This is a genomic window from Sphaerisporangium dianthi, assembly GCF_042654065.1.
Lineage (GTDB): Bacteria > Actinomycetota > Actinomycetes > Streptosporangiales > Streptosporangiaceae > Sphaerisporangium > Sphaerisporangium dianthi.
In genome coordinates, this window is sequence record NZ_JBHSFP010000003.1 from 213,616 (window position 1) to 235,150 (window position 21,535).

The following is a 21,535-nucleotide window of genomic DNA, read 5'->3' on the forward strand; positions in this document are numbered from 1 at the left end:
GGGTCGCCGGCCGGGGTGGCGGGGAGGGCGCCCGGTGATAATAAGAGGGACGATGCGCGCGGGGCCCCGGCCACGAAGATCGCGCGCACGACGCAGTTGATTGAGCGAGGGCATGCTCGAGCGGCCCTCTCATAGGGGCTGTCGCCGCGGGACTCCGCGTGGGACGAGGCGCCCGCTGACGCGCGAGGCCGTGACGGACACGGCCGGCGGACACGCGGGCCGTCGAGGGACGAGGCCCGTGAAAGCGCGGGCCGGGAGCGGCGCCCGCCGCCGCGTCGCCGGTGCGAAGGGCCGGCGACCCCCTGCTCGTGGCGAGCCAGCCGTCATCGCCGGCTCATGACCAGGCCGCCGGATCCCGCGTCCGCCGGATCGCCGGACCAGCGCGAGATCGCCGGGCGGCCGTGATCACCGACAACGTTCTGCCGATCTCCCATGTCGCCGTCAGGCGCAAGGTCCTGGCCACCGTCCAGTACCCGCCCTTCGCGGGTGGCCGGTGCCCGGTGACCGCCTTCAAGAGAGCGTAAAAGGGGACAGACCCATGAACACTCGTCTACTCGTCCTTCCGCTAGCAACGGCACTGTCGTTCACGGCCGCCTACGTCGCCGGAGCCGGCGCCACCACGAGCGGACGCGACGCCGGCGTCGGCACGCTGACGCCGGGAGCGGTGCGGACGCCCGCGCCGGTCTCTCCCACCTCGACCTTCTCCAGCCCCGGGGAGTCGCCGCCGGCGGGGTCGCCGGTGCCCTCGGAGTCGCTGTCGCCGTCCGGGTCGCCGACGGACATGTCTCCCTCGCCGACCGGAGCGGTCGCGTCCCCGTCCGGGCCGGGCTGCGCCGCACTGCCGGCCTCGGGTCCCGGCAGCCCGGCCCAGCTCGCCACCGAGCCGCTGGGCACCGCCCTGTCCCACGTCCCGGACCTGTCCACGCTGGCCGACGCCGCCAAGAAGGCGGGTGTGGTCGAGACGCTCAACTCGGCGAAGGACATCACGGTCTTCGCGCCCACCGACTCCGCGTTCAACAAGGTGCCGCAGGACCAGCTGAGCCGGATCGTCAACGACAAGCAGAAGCTGACCCGGCTGCTCACCTACCACGTCGTCCAGGGACGCAAGATCCCCGCCGACCTCGAGAAGGGTGAGCTCACGACCCTTGAGGGCGGCAAGATCGGCGTCCGCAAGGAAGGCGAGACCATCAGGGTCAACGCCGCCCGGGTGACCTGCGGCCCCCTCCAGACCCGCAACGCCACGGTCTACATCGTCGACTCGGTGCTCAAGCCCGGCGGATGACGGCCGGACGCGAGGCGGGCGATGGGGCGCGAACCCCGCGGGTGACGGGCCGGAGCCCGCCGGCCTGACGGGCCGATCGCGCGAGCGCGGGCACCGGCCCGGCCACGACGGCCGGGACCGGTGCCCGTCCTCGTGTGCCCGCGCTCGCGCCCAGGCGTGACGCGCGGCCGTGCCCGCGCCCAGGCGTGACGCGCGGCCGTGAAGCCGGTGGGCGATGTGCGGCCGCGGACGGGGAACGGCGGTCGGTCAGGCTTCCGGCCGGCGGTCGGGGAGGCTCCTGCCGGAGGGGGGCGGAGGGTGATGCCGAACGGCACGCGGAGGCTCCCCTCGGGGTCTCCGCTGGTGTGGGTGGTGACGAAGCCGGACCCGGACCGCTGGTGACGGCGGGACGCGAGGTCCGCAGGACCCCGGTGACCTCGACCGCCCCGGCGCGGTACACGCAGACGGCGAAGCCGCCGAACAGGTACGGCATTCCCTGCACGGTGAGCCGGAGCGTCAGCGGCTGCCGGCCGCCGTCGCCGCCCGGCTCGACGAGCTTCTTGGAGACCCCGGGCGCGGGGCGCCCGGCCCCGCGCGGGCGGCGGCAGACAGCAGCGCGAGGGATGGCGCACAACCCCGGCGAAGGCGCTGGGGAACGCCTTGGGAAACGTGTCGCGGATGGCTCAGCCCTTGCGTGCCTCGACGATGGAGGAGAGCCGCATGCCCACGCGCCCTTGTCTCCTCCGCAAAGGCGGGTGCGTTTCCTCGGCCGGAACGACTGCGTGGAGCGGCTACGCGAGAGCGCCGGACCAGGCGTGGACCCCCATGTATGACGCCGCCGCCCGGAACGCCGTCACCCGTCCTGCCCACCGCCGGAACGAGGGCGGCGGGCAGGACGGGCGCCGGAAGGCGTGTTCCAGCGGCTTCAGCCGGTGGACGGCGGCTTGACCGGGGGCTGTCCGCCCGGGTGGACGAGAGTGTTCTGGAACGAGGTGATCAGCCACTCGCGGGCGTACTTGACCGCGACGCTGGTGTTGATCGAGACGGTGTCGGGACGGCAGGCCTTCTCGCCGCCGTACAGCACGCAGCCTTTGCGGACGATGACGGCGGTCGTCGGGGACACGAAGCGCACGTGCTCCTCCAGTTCGAGCAGGCGGGTGTTCTTCAGGCTCCTGTCGAAGTGGCGCTGGATGGCCTTGGCGATGCCCTGGCGGCCGTGCATGTGCTCGCCGAGGATGTTGACCAGGTCCCCGTCGGGGGCGTAGGCCGCGGCGTACGCCCGGCTGTCCCCGCGCTCCCAGGCGCGCGCCTGCTCGCGGCGCATCCGCGTGAAGACGGCCAGGTCGGCGGCGTGGGCCCGCCCGGCGGCGAAGACGGGTGCCCTGGTGCCCGCGGCGGAGGCGGAGCCGGAGGCCGTGGTGGCGCCGGAGGCCGGGGCGGCGCCGATCGATGCGATGCCGAGTCCGGCAGCAAGAGCCAGGCGGATCGTGGTCCGCCCGTGTCGATGAATGCCCATCGTGTGCTCCCGTCCGAGTCGATCTGCAGCAAACGTATCCGCGTGTCGTCCGATCGACGGTGAAGGACCGTCACGTGTCCCGGCAGACGCCCGTGAAATGCGCGCATGCGGCGGACACGACGGTGAAACTGCCGAGGGGTCTCACACCACCTGATCCGCCGGGAGAAAAAACGGCGGCAGGCGTTTCGGCGCGAGGTGTGCGAGCGTTCCGACTTCTTCCGGTGGCACGCCGTGCACGAAACGTGCCTTCTTCTGCGTCCCCGGCATTTCGGGGAACCTCGGTAGAAGTGTTCCCCGAAATGCCGGGATTAGTACCTTTTGGGCGAGGGTGGTCAGGCGGCGGGCGAGGTGAGCAGGCGGTCCAGGACGCGGACGCCGAACTCCAGCCCGGCCACCGGCACCCGCTCGTCCACGCCGTGGAACATGCCGAAGTAGTCCAGCCCCGGGTCCAGCATCAGCGGCGCGAAGCCGTACCCCCTGATGCCGATCTTGGCGAACGACTTGGCGTCGGTGCCCCCGGTCATGACGTACGGCACCGGCCGCCCGGCCGGGTCCTCGGCCAGCAGGGCGGCGCACAGCTCGTCGAACAGGCCTTCGGTGGGGGAGGCCACGCCGTCGTTGAAGCTCACGAACTCCCGGGTGATCTTGGGGCCGAGCAGCCTGTCGACCGTCTCGAGGAACTCGTCGCGGAACCCGGGCAGGAACCGGCCGTCCACGTGCGCCTCGGCCGTCCCCGGGATCACGTTCACCTTGTAGCCGGCGTCCAGCATGGTCGGGTTCGCCGAGTTGCGGATCACGCCCTTGAACAGGGTGCCGGCCTTGCCGAGCCGTTCGGCCTCCTCGTCCAGTCGGTCGAGGTCGACGCTCGTCCCGAGCGCCTTGCCGAGGTCGTCGATGAGGGCGGCGACGGCGGGGGTGAGCCGTACGGGCCAGCGGTGGTCGGCGAGGCGGGCCAGCGCCCGGCACAGCTCGGCCACCGGGTTGTCGGCCGGAGGCTTGGAGCCGTGGCCGGCCACGCCGTGCGCGGTGACCTTCATCCACGCCGTGCCGCGCTCGCCGACCGCCACCGGGTAGACGCGCCCGCCGTGGGGACCGGTCACGCTGAAGCCGCCGGACTCGCTGATGGCCTCGGTGCAGCCCTCGAACAGGTCGCGGTGCCGGGTGACGGCGTACCCGGCGCCGTACTCGCCGGTCGCCTCCTCGTCGGCCAGGAACGCCAGCACGATGTCGCGCCGGGGCCGCACGCCGCGCCTGGCCCACTCGCGCACCAGGGCCAGCGTCATCGACAGCGTGCCCTTCATGTCGACCGCGCCGCGCCCGTTGACGCACCCGTCGGCGATCTCGCCGGAGAACGGGTGCGTCTTCCACTCGGCCGGGTCGGCCGGGACGACGTCCAGGTGCCCGTGGATCAGCAGCGCCTCGGGGCTGTCGCCGGGGATGCGCGCCACGACGCTGGTGCGCCGGGGGGCGGACTCGAACACCGTGGGCTCGATGCCGGCGTCGGACAGCAGCCCGGCGACGTACTCGGCGGCCAGGCGCTCGCCGGAGCCGTCCGGCGTGCCGTCATTGGTGGTGTCGATCCTGAGCAGGTCGGAGCAGATGCCCGCGACGCCCGTCACGCCGTGGCCGCTCGCCTGCCGCGTCCCGCTCGCCTCGGTGGTCCTGGTCGTGTCGGCCTCGGTCACGTTCTTCCTTTCAGCGCCAGCGGCGGCACCTCTGGGGTGGGGAAGCCGAAGATGAGCCCGTAGAACGCCAGCTCGGCCTCCAGCGCCGCGATGATCGTCTCTTCCCGCCGCCAGCCGTGCTGTTCCCCGGGGAAGGTCAGATACGCCCACCGGCCGCCGTGCTCGTCGAGCGCGGCGATGAAGCGCTCGGCCTGGCCCGGGTCGACGATGGCGTCCTCCAGGCCGTGCATCAGCAGCGCGGGCCCGGACGCCCGGCCGGCGTGCAGGGTCGGGGAGCGGTCCAGATAGCGCTGCCGCGTCTCGGGCAGCGGGCCGATGAGCCCGTCGAGGTAGCGGGACTCGAAGTCGTGGGTCTCCCTCGCCCAGCCCTCGGGGTCGGTGATCGCGTAGTGGGCCACCGCGCCGCGGAAGACGTCGCTGTGCACGAGCGCGGCGACCGACGTCCAGCCGCCGGCGCTGCCGCCGCGGATGGCGACACGCTCCGGGTCGGCGAGCCCGGCGCCGATCAGGCCGCGGGCGACGGTCTCGCTGTCCCGCACGTCCACGATGCCCCAGTTGTGGCGCAGCCGCTCGCGGTAGGCCCTGCCGTACCCGGTGGAGCCGCCGTAGTTCACCTCGGCGACGCCGATGCCCCTGCTGGTGAAGTAGGCGATCTCCAGGTCGAACACCATCGGGCTCGACCCGGTGGGACCGCCGTGGACGAACATCACGTACGGGGAGGGGCTGCCGTCCACGGCGCCCGCCGGCGGGTACACGTGGGCGTGCACGCCGTCGAACACCATCGCGCGCGGCGTGGGCAGCACCGCGGGGTCGGGAAGCTCCCTGGGGCGCGACAGCACCTCGTGGCCGCCGGTCGAAAGGTCCACGCGGACCACCTCGTACGGCTTGTGCGGCGACCCGCCGACGGCGGCGACGGCGCCGCCGCCGGGGGAGACCGACAGGGCCGGGGCCCAGTAGGTGTAGGAGCCGCCGACGTCGGTGATCTCGCCGGTGGCCGGGTCCAGCACGCCGAGCCGCTTGCCGTCGGCCGTGCCGTGCACGGTGACGAGGCGGTCGCCGGCGAGCGCGAACCACTGGTAGCCGAGCTTCCAGGCCGCGTCGCCGAACTCCTCGGGCAGCGGGGCGAGGTTGCGCGGCGGCGTGCCGTCGAGCGTGACGAGGTGCAGGTTCCACCAGCCGGACGGGTCGGTCACGGCGTACAGGGCGCCGTCGTCGCGCCATTCCGCCTGCGCCACCGCCTCCTGCGGTCCTCCGGCGACGACGCGGTGCGGCCCGGCGGTGCCGTCCTCGCGCAGCGTGGCCACGCACAGCGAGGCGCCGTCCCACGGCATGGCGGGGTGGTCGTAGCCGATCCAGGCGATCTGGCCGCCGCCGGGGGAGACGCGGGGGTTGAAGATGAAGTGCTGGGCCTTGACCACCACGCGCGCCGGCCCGCCGTCCAGCGGCACGGCGACCAGGTCGCGTTCGTCCTCGGTCTCGCGCACGCACCACACCTCGTCGCCGTGCAGGACGAGGTCGGCGTAGCGGGAGACGCCCGCGGGGGTGATGGGCAGGGGCTCGGCGCCCGGCCGCAGGACGTACAGCCGCTGGTCGTGCCAGTTGGTGAAGACCAGGCCGCCGCCCGGCAGGGGCCGCCATGAGCGGCCGCCGTACTCGATCACCCGGTTGCGGGCGTTCCAGCCCGGCGGCAGGACGTCGTGGACCGCTCCGCCGGGGGTGCGCCGCACGACGCAGCGCCGCCCGCCCTCCGCCGGGCGCGGCTCGTCCCACCAGACCTCCTCACCGGCGCTGGTTGGCACGATCTCCACCCAGAACGGGCGGTCGTCCACACGTGCGACGTCAACGGCAGTGATAGGAGATCGGATCACCAGTTGCCCTCTGAGGATGGGAGTGGGATGTCGTGCGGGTGGATGACATGGACGATTCCCCCGCTGCTGGTGCTGCGTAACCAGACGTTCTCGAACGCGGCCCGCGGATAGACTCTCTTGACCGTGTCGTCGGAGGCGCCCGCCGGATCATTGGCGACGACGTCACCGCCGGCGGTGAACCCGGTGACGACCATCAGGTGGCCGCGCGTCGAGTAGCCCGAGCCCGGCAGCTCGTGCTCCTTGAACGACTGCGAGGTGATCAGCGGGATGCCGGCCGTGATGAAGCGTTCGGCCTCGGCGAGCGAGCGCAGGCGGGTGACGAACCCGCTCAGCCCGTACCGCCCGGCGTAGGCGACGCTGAACGGCCAGTTGCCGGTGCCCTGGTAGCTGTGGTCGTACATGTCGCGCGCCGCGTGGTCCACGGCGGGACACGGGTCGGCCGGGTCGACGAACAGCAGGTCGCCGGGGCCGGGCCCGCGTCCCCAGTATTGCAGCACCATCGTCGTCGAGGCAGGGCTGCACCAGGCCTCGCCTCCGCCTCCCCATTCGGGGTAGTGGCCGGCGTGGGTGCGCTGCGAGCGCGGCGGCACGTCCAGCTCGACGCCGGCGGCCTCGCCGGGCCGGCTGACCGGGACCCCGGCGCGCGTGGGCAGCGCCGAGGCCATCACCCCGACCGACCGGACGGCCGCCCCCGGGCCGTGCAGCGTGAGCCGCAGGCGGTAGGCCGAGACGGGGCGCCGGGCGACGAAGGTGTCGACGGCGACGTCGCCGTCCTCGTCGCCCTGGCCGGGCCGCGAGGTGCGGTGGATGTCGCCGTTCCCCTCGGCCCAGTTGCCCATGTCGTACCACTTGGTCAGGCCGCCGGTGATCGTGCGCGCCCGCAGTTCGACGCGCAGCCACGAGCCCGGCGGCGCGGCGGCCGTCCACGAGGGGACCAGCTCGGTCGCGGGGAAGCCGATCTCACGCTCTTCGGAGGTCCAGCGGGTGTACGGCCAGGTGGTGGTCTCACCGCCGAACGGGTCGAGGTAGGAGGTGACGCCGCTCTCGGAGGGGGCCACGGCGGCCCAGCGGTGGAAGGCGACGGGGCTCGCGTCGGCGGACGAGTTGACCACCCTGCGATTGTGGTTTCGCCCTCAGTGCGGCGCATCGGATGGTTTACGTATTCGTCACACGGCCCTGACCGTGAACCGGCGGCGGCTTTGCCGCCCGCCATCCTCAATACCGGAATATAGCCCTCATTCGGCCGGGTGATGGGGGTGGTCCGCGGCCGCGCGGTGGCATCGACCCTCGTCCCGCCGGGTACGTCAGACGCATGCGCGATCTTGCGGACGTGCGGGTCTTCGTCTACCAGTGGTTCGCCGAGAGGGGGGAGCCCCCGAGTCCCGAGGACGTGGCCGACGGGTTCGGGCTGGACACGGCCGCGGCGCTGGAAGCACTGAGAGCGCTGCACGACGCCCACCTGCTCGTGCTGGACGCCGGCAGGCGCGAGATCCTCATGGCCCACCCGTGGTCGGCGCGGTCCCTCGGTTTCGTCGTCACCGACGAGCGGGTGAGGTGGTGGGGCGGCTGCGCCTGGGACTCCTTCGCCATCCCGGCGCTGGTCGGCCGTCCCTGCCTGGTGGCGACGCACTGCCCGGGCTGCGGCAGGGCGCTGGCCTTGGACGTGCGCCCGGACGAGCATCCGCCCGCCGGCCTGGTCGCGCACTTCCTGGTCCCCATCCCGCGCATGTGGGACGACGTGATGTACACCTGCGCGCACCAGTCGCTGTTCTGCTCGGAGGAGCACGTCGGCCGGTGGCTGCGCCAGAGCCGGAGCCCGCGCGGCGCGATCCTCGACATGCGGACGCTGTGGCTGCTGGCCACCCGCTGGTACGCCGGCCGCTTCACCAGGGAGTACCGCCGGCGCACCCCCGACGAGGCGCGAGCCCTGTTCCATGAGCTCGGCCTCGTCGGCCCGTTCTGGGGCGACGCCTGAACCCGCCGCGGCCGCCGGGCGGTCAGAGGTACAGGCCGGTCGAGTCGGCCGGCGGGGCGGGCAGGGCGGTCGCGCGGCCGGAGCGCAGGGCGAACAGCTCGGCCAGGGTGGCGCCCGACGGAGACACCCCTTCGGAGGCGCCGAGCCACGCGGCGGCCTCCTCGGCCGACAGGCGGCCGGCCTCCACCTGCGACAGGCAGCGTCCCGGGCGCACGACCGCCGGGTGCAGCCGTGCCAGGTCCTCGTTGGTGGTCACCGCGACCAGGACGTCCCTGCCCTGGCCGAGCAGCCCGTCGGTGAGGTTGAGCAGCCGCGACAGCCCCTGCCCTGTGGCCTCCTTCGCCTCCGCGCGGATCAGTTCGTCGCAGTCCTCCAGCACCAGCAGCCGCCAGCGGTGGTCGTCGTCGTCGGTGTCGTACCCGACGGCGACCTCCATGAGGTAGCCGGGATCGGCGAACAGCCGCTCGGGGTCGAGCACGCAGTCCACCTGGCACCAGTCGGCCCACTCTCTGGCCAGCGCGCGCAGGGCCGTGGTCTTGCCGGTGCCCGGCGGCCCCTGCAGGAGGATGAGCCGCCCGTTGGTCTCCGACGGTGTGACCGCCATCAGGCGTCCCAGCGCCTCGCCGGCGACGCGGGAGTAGTTGCCGCGGATCGACGGCCAGCGCGGCGCGGTGATCGGGCGCTGCGTGCGGCGCGGGCCGTGGGCCCCCACCCACCAGAAGCCCATCTCCACGTGGTCGGCGTCCTGCGGCGGCGGCTCGACGGCGTCGAGGGTCGCCTCCTCCAGCACCGAGCGCGCCAGCTCGTCGCTGACGGCGGTGACGGTGAGCACGGCGGTGCGGTTGCGGAACCGCACGACCCGCAGGGTCCAGCCGTCCCCGCACGCGAGCCGCGAGTCGCGGCCGTCCTGCTCCTTGGCGGCGCGGGTCAGCCGGGCGCGGGCCGGCATGAGCGGGGCGTCGGGACGCACCCTTTCCAGGTTCGCGGTGCGCGCCCACGGCTGGTTCCCCGTGGCGAACGGGGACAGCGCGAGCGCGTCGATGACGTCGACGGGCGAGTCGCCGTCGTCAAGCCACACCTTCATCGGCAGGGCCTCGGCGGCGGGGAAACGGACCTCCTCCACAACGGACATATATTCATGTTCCGGCCTGGCGAGGGCAGAGTCCATGGATTTTCCCGAAGGTTCGCCCGAAACCTGCGACTTCCTATGCGTGATTGGCAAATCACCCCATGTGGTGATGTGTAGCTCGTTAGGGTTGCCATACGGATTCAATGCACTGGGAACCACTAAGAGCGGGTTTGACGTCTCTACGGGTGGACAGTGGGCCCTGAGTCCGCAAACGCGTTCGTATCCCCAGGAGAAGTCAGTGGCAATCGACCTCGTGTCGCGCGAAGCCTGGGGTGCCCGCGCCCCGCGCGGCTCCTACTCGACGGTGACCGAGAACCGAGGCGTCAAGGTGCACTACACCGGCGGCCGGGTCGACCCCGCGATCGTGAATGATCACGCCAAGTGCGTCGCCCTCGTCAGGTCCATCCAGAACTTCCACATGGACGGCAACGGCTGGCTCGATATCGGATACTCGATGGTGGCCTGTCCCCACCGCAAGGTCTTCGTCGGGCGCGGCCCTCACCACCTGCCCGCCGCCAACGGCGCCGGCCTGAACAGCGACCACTACGCCGTCCTCGGCCTGGTCGGCGACAGCGGCCTGGTGCAGCCTCCGGACGCCCTGCTCGAAGGCGTCGTGGACGCCATCGAGTACCTGCGTGAGAAGGGCAGGGCCGGCACCGAGATCAAGGGCCACCGCGACGGCTACTCCACCGACTGCCCCGGCGAGCCGCTGTACGCGTGGGTGCGCAAGGGGGCGCCGCGCCCCGGCGGCGGCGGGACCGGCCCGGGCACCCCGCCGGAGGAGCACCCGCAGTGGCCGGGCAGGCTGCTCAAGTACCCGCCGGTCATGCGCGGCGACGACGTGCGCACCTGGCAGGCCCAGATGGACAAGCGCGGCTTCGCCATCGACGTGGACGGCGCCTACGGCCCGGGGTCCAAGCAGGTCTGCCGCGACTTCCAGGAGCAGCAGAAGCTGGACGTCGACGGCATCGTCGGCAAGAAGACCTGGGACGAAGCCTTCGAGGCCCCGATCACCTGAGCGGGCCTGAGCGGTGCCGCGGCGGCCGGGCGGCCGCCGGAGGGCGCCCGATCGGCGGCTGACCGCCGCCTGATCGGCCGCTGATCGCCCGGTGACGCCCGGCCGTGGTACTCCTGGCACGCCACCGCCTACGATCCATGTCATGACCGTCCAGCATGAGGAGTTCCGGCCGGGGGCCGGTTTCCCGCCCGGCACGCGCGAAGAGTGGCGGCGGGCGGCCGTCGACGTGCTGCGCAAGTCCGGCGCCGACGTCGGCTCCCCCGAAGAGGCGCTGGCGCACACGACCTACGACGGCGTGACGCTCCGGCCGCTGTACGACGCCTCCGACCTGCCCGCCGACCCCGGGCTCCCCGGGTTCGCGCCCTTCACCCGGGGCACGCGCGCCGTCGGCGGAGCGCTGACCGGCTGGGACGTCCGCCAGCGCCACGCCCACCCCGACCCCGCCGTCACCCGCGAGGCCGTCCTCGCCGACCTGGAGAACGGCGTCACCTCGCTGTGGCTCGTCCTCGGCGACGGCGGCATGGACCCCTCCGCGCTGCCCCGGGTGCTGGACGGGGTCTACCTCGACCTCGCCCCCGTCGTCCTGGAGGCCGGCGCGGCCACGCCGCAGGCCGCCGAGGCCTACCTGCGCCTGGCCGGCGAGCGCGGAACCGCCCCGGCGGGCGGCAACCTCGGCGCCGACCCGATCGGCCTGCGCGCGAGGACGGGGACGCCTGCGCCGCTCTCGGAGGCCGTCGCGCTGGCTCTGCGCACCAAGGGGACGCCCTCCCTGCGGGCGATCACCGTCGACGCCACCCCCTACCACGACGCCGGCGGCTCCGACGCCGAGGAGCTCGGCTGCTCCCTGGCCACCGGAGTCGCCTACCTGCGGGCCCTCACCGACGGCGGCCTGACCCTGGAGGAGGCGCTCGGGCAGATCGAGTTCCGCTACGCCGCCACCGCCGACCAGTTCCTCACGATCGCCAAGTTCCGCGCCGCGCGCACGCTCTGGGCCCGCGTCGCCGAGGCCTGCGGCGCGCCGGCCCTCGGGGGCCAGCTCCAGCACGCGGTCACCTCCTCGGCGATGATGACCGCCCGCGACCCGTGGGTGAACATGCTCCGCACGACCCTCGCCTGCTTCGGCGCCGGCGTCGGCGGCGCGGACGCCGTCACCGTCCAGCCCTTCGACGCCCGCCTCGGGCTGCCCGACGCCTTCTCCCGGCGCATCGCCCGCAACACCCAGTCCCTGCTGTTCGAGGAGGCCAACGTCGCCAGGGTCGCCGACCCGGCCGGCGGCTCCTGGTACGCCGAGCGGCTCACCGCCGACCTGGCGGGCAAGGCGTGGGAGTGGTTCCAGCAGATCGAGCGGGCCGGAGGCGCCGAGGCGGCGCTCGAACGGCTCATCCCCGAGCGCCTGGACGCCACCCGCGCCCGCCGCGCGCGCGACATCGCCCGCCGCGTGCGGCCGATCACCGGCGTCAGCGAGTTCCCCCAGCTGGACGAACGGCGCCCCGTCCGCGAGCCGGCGCCCGAGCCGGCCGGCGGCGGGCTGCCCCGCGTCCACTACGCGCAGGACTTCGAGGCCCTGCGCGACCGCGCCGACCGCGCCCCCGAACGGCCCCGGGTCTTCCTCGCCGCCATCGGCCCGGCGGCCGCGCACACCGCGCGGGCCTCCTTCGCCGCCAACCTGTTCCAGGCGGGCGGCATCGCCACCGTCACCGGCGGCGCGAGCACCGACCCGGCGGCGATCGCCGAGGCGTTCGCGCGCAGCGGCGCCGCCGTCGCCTGCCTGTGCTCCAGCGACAAGCTCTACGCCGAGCACGCGGAGCCGGTCGCCGCCGCGCTGGCGGCGGCGGGGGCGGGCAAGGTGTGGCTGGCGGGGAAGGGCCACTATGAGGGTGTGGACGCCGTCCTGCACGCCGGCTGCGACGCGCTGGACGTCCTCCGCACCACCTTCGACGACCTGGGGGTTGCCCCGTGATTCCCGACTTCGCACAGGTGCCGCTGACCGCGCCCGCGGCCGCGCCGCCCGGGCCCGGCGCCCCGCGGGACGACGTGGCGCGTGACGACGTGGCGCGTGACGACGTGGCGCGTGACGACGTGGCGCGTTGGGCCAAGGCCGTGCGCGAGCAGGTCGGCAAGGACCCCGCCGACCTGGTGTGGGACACCCCCGAGGGCATCGGAGTCAAGCCGCTCTACACCGCCGCCGACCTCGAGGGCCTGGACTTCCTGTCCACCTACCCCGGCACGGCGCCGTACCTGCGGGGCCCCTACCCGACGATGTACGTCAACCAGCCGTGGACGATCAGGCAGTACGCCGGGTTCTCCACCGCCGAGCAGTCCAACGCCTTCTACCGGCGCAACCTGGCCGCCGGCCAGAAGGGCCTGTCGGTCGCCTTCGACCTGGCCACCCACCGCGGCTACGACTCCGACCACCCCCGCGTGGGCGGCGACGTCGGCATGGCAGGCGTCGCCATCGACTCGATCTACGACATGCGGCAGCTGTTCGACGGCATCCCGCTCGACCGCATGAGCGTGTCCATGACCATGAACGGCGCGGTGCTTCCGGTGCTCGCGCTCTACATCGTCGCCGCCGAGGAGCAGGGAGTGGCCCCCGAGCGGCTCGCCGGGACCATCCAGAACGACATCCTCAAAGAGTTCATGGTCCGCAACACCTACATCTACCCGCCCGGGCCGTCGATGCGGATCATCTCCGACATCTTCGCCTACACCTCCCAGCGGATGCCGAAGTTCAACTCCATCTCGATCTCCGGTTACCACATCCAGGAGGCCGGGGCCACCTGTGACCTCGAGCTGGCCTACACCCTCGCCGACGGCGTCGAGTACCTCCGTGCGGGAGTGAAGGCCGGGATGGACGTCGACGCGTTCGCGCCGCGCCTGTCGTTCTTCTGGTGCATCGGCATGAACTTCTTCATGGAGGTCGCCAAGCTGCGCGCCGCCCGGCTGCTGTGGGCCGGCCTGGTCAAGGGCTTCGGCGCGCGGAACCCCAAGTCGCTGTCGCTGCGCACCCACTCCCAGACCTCCGGCTGGTCGCTGACCGCCCAGGACGTCTTCAACAACGTCGCGCGCACCTGCGTGGAGGCCATGGCGGCCACCCAGGGCCACACCCAGTCCCTGCACACCAACGCCCTGGACGAGGCGCTGGCCCTGCCCACCGACTTCTCGGCGCGCATCGCCCGCAACACCCAGCTGCTGCTCCAGCAGGAGTCCGGCACCTGCCAGGTGATCGACCCGTGGGGCGGCAGCGCGTACGTCGAGCGGCTCACCTACGAGCTGGCCCGCGCCGCCTCCGGGCACATCCAGGAGGTCGAGCGGGCGGGCGGCATGGCGGAGGCGATCGACGCCGGCCTGCCCAAACTGCGCATCGAGGAGGCCGCCGCCCGCACCCAGGCCCGCATCGACTCCGGGCGGCAGCCGGTGATCGGCGTCAACAAGTACCGCACCGGGTCCGACGAGGACATCGAGGTGCTCAAGGTCGACAACACCGCCGTGCGCGCCCAGCAGCTCGACAAGCTGCGCCGCCTGCGCGAGGAGCGCGACGAGCGGGCCTGCCGCGACGCCCTGGAGGCCCTCACGCGCGGCGCCGCCGGCGAGGAGAACCTGCTCGCCCTCGCCATCGAGGCCGCGCGGGCCAAGGCCACGGTGGGGGAGATCTCCGACGCCCTGGAGAAGGTCTTCGGGCGGCACGCCGGGCAGATCCGTACCATCTCAGGGGTGTACCGCGAAGAGGCGGGCGACGCCGCCGGCATCGAGAAGGCGCGGGCGGCCTGCGCCGCGTTCGAGCGCGAGGAGGGCCGCCGGCCGCGCATCCTGGTCGCCAAGATCGGCCAGGACGGGCACGACCGCGGCCAGAAGGTCATCGCCACCGCCTTCGCCGACCTCGGCTTCGACGTCGACGTGGGCCCGCTCTTCCAGACCCCCGCCGAGGTCGCACGCCAGGCCGTCGAGGCGGACGTGCACGTCGTGGGCGTCTCCTCGCTCGCGGCCGGCCACCTGGCGCTGGTGCCCGAGCTGCGCGAGCACCTCGCCGCCCTCGGCCGCGACGACATCATGATCGTCGTGGGCGGGGTGATCCCTCCCGGCGACTTCCCCGCGCTGCGCGAGGCCGGGGCGAGCGCGATCTTCGGGCCCGGCACGGTCATCGCCGACGCCGCGATGGACCTGCTGCGCGAGCTGTCCGCGCGGCTGGGCCACGCCATCTGATAGGACCAGAAGGGTCATGCCGTCGCTTGAGGACTACGTCCAGGGCGTCCGCGAGGGCGCCGTCGGGTGGATCGCCCGTGCCATCACCCTCGTCGAGTCCACCCGGGCCGATCACCGGGCGCTCGCCCAGCGGCTCCTCGTCGAGCTGACGCCGCTGTCGGGCAAGGCCAGGCGCGTCGGGGTGACCGGCGTGCCCGGGGTGGGCAAGTCCACCTTCGTCGACGCCCTCGGCGTCCACCTCACCGGGCAGGGGCACCGCGTCGCCGTGCTCGCCGTCGATCCCTCCTCCACCCGCACCGGCGGCAGCATCCTCGGCGACAAGACCCGCATGGCGCGGCTGTCGGCCGACCCGAACGCCTACATCCGGCCCTCGCCCACCTCAGGCACCCTCGGCGGCGTCACCAAGGCCACCCGCGAGGCCATGGTCGTCGTCGAGGCGGCGGGCTTCGACGTGGTGCTGGTGGAGACCGTGGGCGTCGGCCAGTCCGAGACCGCCGTGGCCGAGATGGTGGACACCTTCCTGCTGCTGGCCCTCGCCCGCACCGGCGACCAGCTCCAGGGCATCAAGAAGGGGGTTCTGGAGCTGGCGGACGTCATCGCGGTCAACAAGGCCGACGGCCCGCACGAGATGGACGCCCGCAAGGCCGCCCGCGAGCTGTCCGGCGCGCTGCGGCTGCTGCGCGCGGGCGGCGGCACCTGGAACACGCCGGTGCTGACCTGCAGCGCCCTGGAAGGCACGGGCCTGCCCGAGCTGTGGCGGCAGGTGGTCCGCCACCAGGACCAGATGGAGGCCTCCGGCGAGCTCGCCGCCAGACGCCGCCGCCAGCAGGTCGGCTGGACCTGGACCCTCGTGCGCGACCGCCTGCTCGGCAGGCTCACCGGCGACCCGGCGGTGGCCGCCGTCACCGCCGAGGTCGAGCGGGAGGTCCTCGAGGGCACCCTCACGCCTTCCCTGGCCGCCGATCGCCTGCTGGCCGCCTTCGACCGCCGCACGTGACCGCGCTGGACCGCCCAGAGCACCGGTTCCACTCGGACGGGGCTTCTTCCTCGACGTCCTTGCGGAACGTGCGGCCGTCGCGCGAACGCGTGACGTGCGAACGGATGAGATGAGGAAAAGACGTGACCACTGGTGGCTTCTCGTCGAAACGGCTGGCTCGGGTGCGAGAGCTGCTCGAGCGTCACGTCGACTCCGGCTTCGTCCCGGGTATGGTGGCCGTTCTCGCCCGACACGGCGAGGTGCACATCGAAGCGACGGGCAATCTCGCGTTCGAGGGCGCAGGGTCGAGGACGCCGATGGCAGGCGACACGATCTGCCGCGTGGCCTCGATGACGAAGCCGCTCGTCGCCGCGTGTGCGATGACGCTCGTGGAGGACCGCACCCTCCGCCTCGATGACCCGGTCGACGACCTCCTCCCGGAGCTGGCGGACATGACCGTGCTCGCCGATCCCCGCGGGCCACTGGAAGACACCGTTCCGGCGAAACGCCCGATAACGCTGCGGGACCTGCTGACCTTCACCCTGGGCACCGGCATGGTCCTCGCCGAGCCGGGAACGGTTCCGATCTCGGACGCGCTGAACGCGCTCGGCCATCCGCCGCCGGAGGAGTGGATGCGCCGGCTCGGCACGCTGCCGCTCGTCCACCAGCCAGGTGAGCGCTGGATGTACGAGACCGCCGCCGACGTGACGGGCGTGCTCATCGCCCGGGCCACCGGTATGTCTCTCGGGCATGCCTTGCGCGAGCGGATCTGCGATCCGCTCGGGATGAAGGACACCGCCTTCAGCGTGCGCGGCGAGAGCGTCGGCCGGTTGGCGACGGCGTACGAGCTCGACGCCGCCACCGGTGAGCGGGTCGTGGAAGACGGCCCCGACGGGCGGTGGAGTCGGCCGCCGGCGTTCGAAGGCGGTGGCGGCGGGCTCGTCTCGACCGCCGGCGACTACCTCGCCTTCGCCTCGGCTCTGCTCGCGGGCGGTTCCCACCACGGCGAACGGGTGCTCTCGCGGCCGTCGGTGACGCTGATGACACGAGACCACCTGACCCCGGCGCAGAAGGCGGTCTCCGGGTTCTGGCCGGGGTACTTTGACACCATGGGCTGGGGTTTCGGGATGTCGGTCCGCACCCGCAGCACGCAGCCCGGCCCTTCGGCCGGGAGCTACGGATGGCCGGGCCTCTACGGCACCGCCTGGTACAACGATCCCGCCGAGAACATGACGACGATCTTCATGATGCAGCGGGCGCACGCGGGCGACCAGAGGCTGCCGATGTGGAACGACTTCTGGACCGCTGTCCATCAGGCGATCGACGACTGACCGCGGGGGCCGCGGACCGCCGGGCCGGGTGGCGGCGCCCGCACGCGCCACCCCGGAGACCGGGCCGGTGACCTGCGCATACGGAGGGGCTCTCCCGGCCGCGGGGATGGGACCTGCCCGCGATGACGACCGGCCGCGCTCTCATGCGCGAGTCGCATCCCCGGCACGACTCCTCCTTCGCCGCCCGCGTCGTTCCTCCTCCCAGGGTGTGCCCGCATCTCCCGGCTCCGTTACTTCCGTCGGTACGGCGGTCACTCAGGGTAGAAGAATTTCCTTCCCTGGGGAGTCGTCCGTCGCGCCAAGCGGGTCGAAGATGTCACCATGGCGACACACAGAGTTAACAGGAGGTCGCATGAGCAGTGATCCGCAGCCGCGCCACGCCCGCCCGGCGGCGCCCGGGGAACACTGCCCGCCGGAGGGCGACGACGCCGCCCCCGACGAGGCCCCCCTGCTGTACGTCAGGGTGCTCGGCCTGTGCCGCCTGCTCGGCGAGGAGCGCTTCTTCCGCGCGGCGTTCGGCGACGCGGGGGTGCACCCGCGCGAGGCCGCCGTGAACGAGCGCACCCGCGTCCTCGAACTCGACGTCGAGGAGGTGCTGCGCGCCGCGCTCGGCCCGGGCGCGCCCGCGAACTCCGCCGCCTGCGAGCCTGAGAGGCTCTCCGGGCGCTGAGGCGCCGCCGGGGGCTCCGCGTCCGGCGCCGGGAGGATCGACGGGGCTCACACCGGGTGACTGAGCGTGCCGCGGGTGGGCACTATCGATGGCATGTGGAACGCCAGCGGCAGAGGGACGGGCATCAGGAAACGGCTGGGCGCGCTCGATCGGCGCCTGTTCAGATCGGTCGCCGACGCGCACCTGCCCGGCCTCGACCGCGTCCTGCCGCGCCTGTCGCGCGCGGCGGACAACTCCTTGCTGTGGGCCGCCATCGCGGGCGGCCTCGCGCTGACCGGGCGCAAGCGCATGCGCCGCGCCGCCACGCGGGGGATGCTGGCGATCAGCCTGGCCAGCCCTGTGGTCAACCTGCTCGGCAAGCAGGCGTTCGCCCGGGCCCGGCCGTCCATCGTCGACTTCCCGCTCGCCCGCCTCGGCCGCATCCCCTCCTCGCACTCCTTCCCGTCGGGCCACTCCGCCTCCGCGGCCGCGTTCGCCACCGCCGTGGCGCTGGAGGCGCCCGCGCGGGTCGCCGTGCCGGTCGCCGTCGCCGCGGGCGCGGTGTGCTTCTCCCGCGTCTACACCGGCGTGCACTATCCCGGCGACGTGCTCGCCGGCACGGCGCTCGGCGTGACGGCGGCGCTGATCACCAGGCGCCTGTGGCCGGGCCAGACGGTCATCGGCGATGCCCGCGTCGCCGCCACGGCGCCTCTGCACGACCTCGACCCGGACGGCGAGGGGGTGGTCGCCGTGGTGAACAACGCGGCGGGGCACGACCCGTGGACCGCGGCCGCCGTGCGCAAGGCCCTGCCCGGCGCCGAGGTCATCGAGACCGAACCCGGGGACGACCTGATGCGGTGCCTGAAGGAGGCCGCCAAGCGGGCCCGGGTGCTGGCCGTCGCGGGCGGCGACGGCACGATGAACTGCGGGGCGCAGGCGGCGATGGAGCACGGTGTCCCGCTGCTTCCGGTGCCGGCCGGGACGTTCGACCACTTCGCCCGCACGCTCGGCATCGAGACCATCGAGGAGGCCGCCGACGCCTACCGGTCGGGCCAGGTCGTCGCCGTCGACGTCGGCGAGGTCGCCGGGCGGGTGTTCCTCAACACCGCGAGCATCGGCATCTACCCCTCGGTCGTCGACCTCAGGGAGGACTGGGAGAAGAAGATCGGCAAGTGGCCGGCGCTGGTGCTCGCCATGGCCGGCGTGCTGATGCGCGACCGCAGCCCGCTCGAACTGGTCGTCGACGGCGTCCGCCGCCGGGTGTGGCTGCTGTTCGCCGGCAACTGCGCCTACGAGTCGCGCGGCATCGCGCCGACGCGCAGGGACAGGCTGGAGGACGGCGTGCTGGACATCCGCATGCTGACGGCCGCGGGGCGGTTGCCGCGCCTGCGCGCCATGGTGACCACCGTCGCCGGGGGGCTGGGCCTGTCGCGGCACTACAGCCAGTGGCGGGCCGACACCCTGCGGGTGGCCGCGCCGGGGGACCCGGCCGGCGAGATCAGGCTGGCCCGCGACGGCGAGACGTTCACCGTGCCCGGCCCGGTGACCCTGGGCAAGCGCCCCCGCAGCCTCCTGGTCTTCCGCCCCGGGGCCTGAGCCCCGTTTCGAAATAACCGCGATCAACGACCGGCTCACCAGGCTTTGAACCAGGGCCCAGCCCTCCGGCGGAGGAGCGCCCGGGAGGCGGCTGGTGGCATTCCCGGAGGACATTCACGGCGGTTTCTACCTCCACCGTCCGAGCGCGAGGAATACAGCGGTTCAGGCCTGTCCAGCGCGACGCAGGCCGGTGGCGGGATGGCACGCCCAGGAGGATTGCGGTCAGGGCCGGCTTCAAGTGATCCTTCGGCTCCACGTGGAAGCGGGCCAGGTCGGGCTCGGCCTGGTAGGCCGCCCGCAGGCTGGGCGGGGGTGTGCTGTGGGCCGGCAGTGCACCGGCCATGTCCATGGCTTGCAGGCTGAACAGTGTCGTGTTCTCGCCCAGGGGCCGCTCCATGGGAGCGCGAGCGGCCGATCGGGCCGGCAGGAGCAGGGATCGATCGGACTTCGAGCGTCATAGGTATTCAGAACGCCTGGACGGTGACGTTTCAGAATAGGCTGGACGGGAGCTCTCTGGCGTCAATAAAACCACAATCATCGAGGCAAGAGTTAATAGGTGCTGTTTGTCGTGTACCTTCACCGACAACAATCGATGCGAGCAATGCTCCACAAACCCCTGGAAGGGCGTCTGTCTGTGATGGGGGATATTGCCAATATGGCGAAGAATGCGCGCACGAGGGAGTGAAGGTGGGTAAATTCCGGGAAATCGCCGGGCTCATGTCCGTCGGCAGCCTGATCATCGGTGGTGTCATCGCCCTGGACGCGTCCGTGATGACCACGGTCGCCGGAGCCGCCGCGTACGACGCTCCCGGGCACTCGGTGGTGGACTCGTGGGTCCACCCCTCGTCCGGCGTCGAACGGGCCGCCGGGAAGAGCCGCCGGCACAAGCGGCACAGCCTGTCCGGCCGGTCGGCGGTGGCGCACGCGCTCCGCCTCACACATCCTGGTGACGGCGGGCACGGGCGGAGTGCACGCCGGCACCGGCACCACGGGGGCCACGGTCATCACCACCTGCGGCAGGCCGTCCGTCACATCCGAGTGGTGACCGTCAAGGCGGACAGGGCGCGGCGTCACGACGCCCGGAGCGGAAGCGCGGAACTACGGCGATGGATCGCCGGCGCCGCGCACGGTGACCCCGGGACGAAGGCGCCACGCGGTCCGCAGGCCGGACGAGGGCCGCAGAGCGAGCGGGGCCCCGAGGGACCGGCAGGTCCCGCAGGTCCGGCGGGTCCCGCAGGTCCGGCGGGTCCCGCAGGTCCGGCGGGTCCGGCGGGTCCGGCGGGTCCGGCGGGTCCGGCGGGTCCGGCGGGTCCGGCGGGTCCGGCGGGTCCGGCGGGCGTGCGGGGGGTCGCGGGTCCGCAGGGTCCGGCCGGCGCGCGGGGGCTCGCCGGTCCCCAGGGTCCTGCCGGTGCGCGGGGGCTCGCGGGTCCGCAGGGTCCCGGTGGTACGCGAGGGCCCGCCGGTGCGCAGGGTCTCGCGGGTCCGCGAGGTCCGGTGGGAGCGTTCGGGTACGGGGTCGTCACGGGGACGCCGCTCGCGTGCAACCTCGTCGGCGCCGGCTGCCTCGGCAGCGCAGCGCCGGTCGCGTGCAACCTCGCCGGCGCCGGCTGCCTCGGCAGCGCAGGCTACCTCGCCGGCGCCGGCTACATCGCGGGCGCCAACTGCCTCGCGGGCGCCGACTGCCTCGCCGGCGCCAACTGCCTCGCGGTCGCGGCCTGCCCGGCGGGCGAGAGCGTCTTCGGCGGCGGACACCTCATGCCCCCGCCGGGAGCGCCCGTCTATGCACACGCCAAGCGGATGGGGCCGGCCGGCAACCGGTGAGCGGTGTCCGTTCGCGACGACGGCGGCCTCGCCGCTTTTGTCACGGCCCGCGTCAGCTGCGCCACTGTTCGACCAGGACGCCGGGCCGTCCGCCGGGCCCTGTCTGTCCGGCATCGCCGGGCCGTCCGGCGGGGCGAGCCCGCGGGCAGCGCGCCGGCCGGGCCGACGGCCGGCCGGCGCGCTGCCTCAAGCGTCACCGGGCCACGTGGACATGTGTGCCCGGGCCGCGGCTCAGCTGGAGAAGAGCATGCCGACCCAGCTGCGCTGGTGGTGGCCGTGGCGGCCGTGGTGGGGCGCGCCCCAGGCGGGGGCGCCGTGCACCGGGGGCGGCGGCGAGGCGTACTGCTGCTGGGCCCACTGGCTCTCGACGCGCGCCAGGGTCTCGAGCTCGCCGTAGTCGAGGAAGATGCCGCGGCAGTTGTCACACTGCTCGATGTGGACGCCGTTGCGGTCAAAGGTCCGCATGGAACCGCTGCACTTCGGGCAACGCATGGACTCGATCTCCTT

Annotated in this window: 16 protein-coding genes; 10 read left to right on the forward strand and 6 right to left on the reverse strand. The window is 73.2% G+C overall.

Features of this window, described 5'->3' with window-relative positions; all coding sequences use genetic code 11:
- Positions 1-538: 538 nt before the first annotated feature.
- A complete protein-coding gene (locus tag ACFO60_RS07015; RefSeq protein ID WP_380838375.1) occupies positions 539-1,282 on the forward strand; it encodes a fasciclin domain-containing protein in 744 nt (247 codons plus the stop codon).
- Positions 1,283-2,186: 904 nt separating this feature from the next.
- On the opposite strand, the gene ACFO60_RS07020 is transcribed toward ACFO60_RS07015, so the two are convergent.
- The 4 genes from ACFO60_RS07020 to ACFO60_RS07035 form a co-directional block, all read right to left on the reverse strand.
- The gene (locus ACFO60_RS07020; protein WP_380838377.1) at positions 2,187-2,777 is read right to left on the reverse strand and encodes an SgcJ/EcaC family oxidoreductase; all 591 of its coding nucleotides are present in this window, start codon (positions 2,775-2,777) and stop codon (positions 2,187-2,189) included.
- A gap of 332 nt (positions 2,778-3,109) precedes the next feature.
- Positions 3,110-4,396, reverse strand: coding sequence for a M20/M25/M40 family metallo-hydrolase (locus ACFO60_RS07025; RefSeq protein ID WP_380838660.1), 1,287 nt, complete (start codon positions 4,394-4,396; stop codon positions 3,110-3,112).
- Positions 4,397-4,458: 62 nt separating this feature from the next.
- The gene (locus ACFO60_RS07030) at positions 4,459-6,291 is read right to left on the reverse strand and encodes a prolyl oligopeptidase family serine peptidase (protein WP_380838379.1); all 1,833 of its coding nucleotides are present in this window, start codon (positions 6,289-6,291) and stop codon (positions 4,459-4,461) included.
- Positions 6,292-6,326: 35 nt separating this feature from the next.
- Entirely contained in the window at positions 6,327-7,442 is a 1,116-nt protein-coding gene (locus ACFO60_RS07035) for a C39 family peptidase (RefSeq protein WP_380838380.1), read from the reverse strand.
- Positions 7,443-7,642: 200 nt separating this feature from the next.
- Here ACFO60_RS07035 and merB point away from each other — a divergent pair, with 200 nt between their 5' ends.
- On the forward strand, positions 7,643-8,305 hold the full coding sequence (merB, locus tag ACFO60_RS07040) for an organomercurial lyase (RefSeq protein WP_380838381.1): 663 nt from the start codon (positions 7,643-7,645) through the stop codon (positions 8,303-8,305).
- Between the two features lie 22 nt (positions 8,306-8,327).
- Here merB and ACFO60_RS07045 read toward each other — a convergent pair whose 3' ends face one another.
- Positions 8,328-9,437, reverse strand: a complete 1,110-nt coding sequence (locus tag ACFO60_RS07045; protein ID WP_380838382.1) for a DUF5925 domain-containing protein — start codon at positions 9,435-9,437, stop codon at positions 8,328-8,330.
- A 235-nt stretch (positions 9,438-9,672) separates the two neighbouring features.
- On the opposite strand from ACFO60_RS07045, the gene ACFO60_RS07050 reads away from it, so the two are divergent.
- The 8 genes from ACFO60_RS07050 to ACFO60_RS07090 all read left to right on the forward strand — a co-directional run bounded on the left by ACFO60_RS07050 (position 9,673) and on the right by ACFO60_RS07090 (position 21,028).
- Positions 9,673-10,452, forward strand: a complete 780-nt coding sequence (locus tag ACFO60_RS07050) for a peptidoglycan recognition protein family protein (RefSeq protein ID WP_380838383.1) — start codon at positions 9,673-9,675, stop codon at positions 10,450-10,452.
- A gap of 142 nt (positions 10,453-10,594) precedes the next feature.
- Positions 10,595-12,412 carry a methylmalonyl-CoA mutase family protein gene (locus ACFO60_RS07055; protein ID WP_380838384.1) on the forward strand — a complete coding sequence of 606 codons (1,818 nt, stop codon included), beginning with the start codon at positions 10,595-10,597 and terminating at the stop codon, positions 12,410-12,412.
- Positions 12,409-14,655: a methylmalonyl-CoA mutase gene (scpA, locus tag ACFO60_RS07060; RefSeq protein WP_380838386.1), complete on the forward strand. Its 2,247-nt coding sequence runs from the start codon at positions 12,409-12,411 to the stop codon at positions 14,653-14,655. The genes ACFO60_RS07055 and scpA overlap by 4 nt, the downstream gene beginning before the upstream one ends.
- A gap of 16 nt (positions 14,656-14,671) precedes the next feature.
- Positions 14,672-15,652, forward strand: a complete 981-nt coding sequence (gene meaB / locus ACFO60_RS07065) for a methylmalonyl Co-A mutase-associated GTPase MeaB (protein WP_380838387.1) — start codon at positions 14,672-14,674, stop codon at positions 15,650-15,652.
- 122 nt (positions 15,653-15,774) lie between these two features.
- The gene (locus tag ACFO60_RS07070) at positions 15,775-16,962 is read left to right on the forward strand and encodes a serine hydrolase domain-containing protein (protein WP_380838389.1); all 1,188 of its coding nucleotides are present in this window, start codon (positions 15,775-15,777) and stop codon (positions 16,960-16,962) included.
- A gap of 352 nt (positions 16,963-17,314) precedes the next feature.
- The gene (locus ACFO60_RS07075) at positions 17,315-17,632 is read left to right on the forward strand and encodes a hypothetical protein (protein WP_380838391.1); all 318 of its coding nucleotides are present in this window, start codon (positions 17,315-17,317) and stop codon (positions 17,630-17,632) included.
- Positions 17,633-17,707: 75 nt separating this feature from the next.
- On the forward strand, positions 17,708-19,207 hold the full coding sequence (locus ACFO60_RS07080) for a bifunctional phosphatase PAP2/diacylglycerol kinase family protein (RefSeq protein WP_380838392.1): 1,500 nt from the start codon (positions 17,708-17,710) through the stop codon (positions 19,205-19,207).
- A gap of 1,494 nt (positions 19,208-20,701) precedes the next feature.
- On the forward strand, positions 20,702-21,028 hold the full coding sequence (locus ACFO60_RS07090) for a hypothetical protein (protein WP_380838396.1): 327 nt from the start codon (positions 20,702-20,704) through the stop codon (positions 21,026-21,028).
- 231 nt (positions 21,029-21,259) lie between these two features.
- On the opposite strand, the gene ACFO60_RS07095 is transcribed toward ACFO60_RS07090, so the two are convergent.
- Positions 21,260-21,520, reverse strand: coding sequence for a TFIIB-type zinc ribbon-containing protein (locus ACFO60_RS07095; RefSeq protein WP_380838398.1), 261 nt, complete (start codon positions 21,518-21,520; stop codon positions 21,260-21,262).
- Between the last annotated feature and the right edge of the window lie 15 nt (positions 21,521-21,535).

Excerpts from the sequence above, each read along its gene's own strand:
- ACFO60_RS07075 (WP_380838391.1), top strand. The coding sequence starts at position 17,315 with ATGAGCAGTGATCCGCAGCCGCGCCACGCCCGCCCGGCGGCGCCCGGG.
- ACFO60_RS07095 (WP_380838398.1), bottom strand. The coding sequence starts at position 21,520 with ATGCGTTGCCCGAAGTGCAGCGGTTCCATGCGGACCTTTGACCGCAAC.
- merB (WP_380838381.1), top strand. The coding sequence starts at position 7,643 with ATGCGCGATCTTGCGGACGTGCGGGTCTTCGTCTACCAGTGGTTCGCC.
- ACFO60_RS07045 (WP_380838382.1), bottom strand. The coding sequence starts at position 9,437 with ATGTCCGTTGTGGAGGAGGTCCGTTTCCCCGCCGCCGAGGCCCTGCCG.
- ACFO60_RS07015 (WP_380838375.1), top strand. The coding sequence starts at position 539 with ATGAACACTCGTCTACTCGTCCTTCCGCTAGCAACGGCACTGTCGTTC.
- ACFO60_RS07020 (WP_380838377.1), bottom strand. The coding sequence starts at position 2,777 with ATGGGCATTCATCGACACGGGCGGACCACGATCCGCCTGGCTCTTGCT.
- ACFO60_RS07055 (WP_380838384.1), top strand. The coding sequence starts at position 10,595 with ATGACCGTCCAGCATGAGGAGTTCCGGCCGGGGGCCGGTTTCCCGCCC.
- meaB (WP_380838387.1), top strand. The coding sequence starts at position 14,672 with ATGCCGTCGCTTGAGGACTACGTCCAGGGCGTCCGCGAGGGCGCCGTC.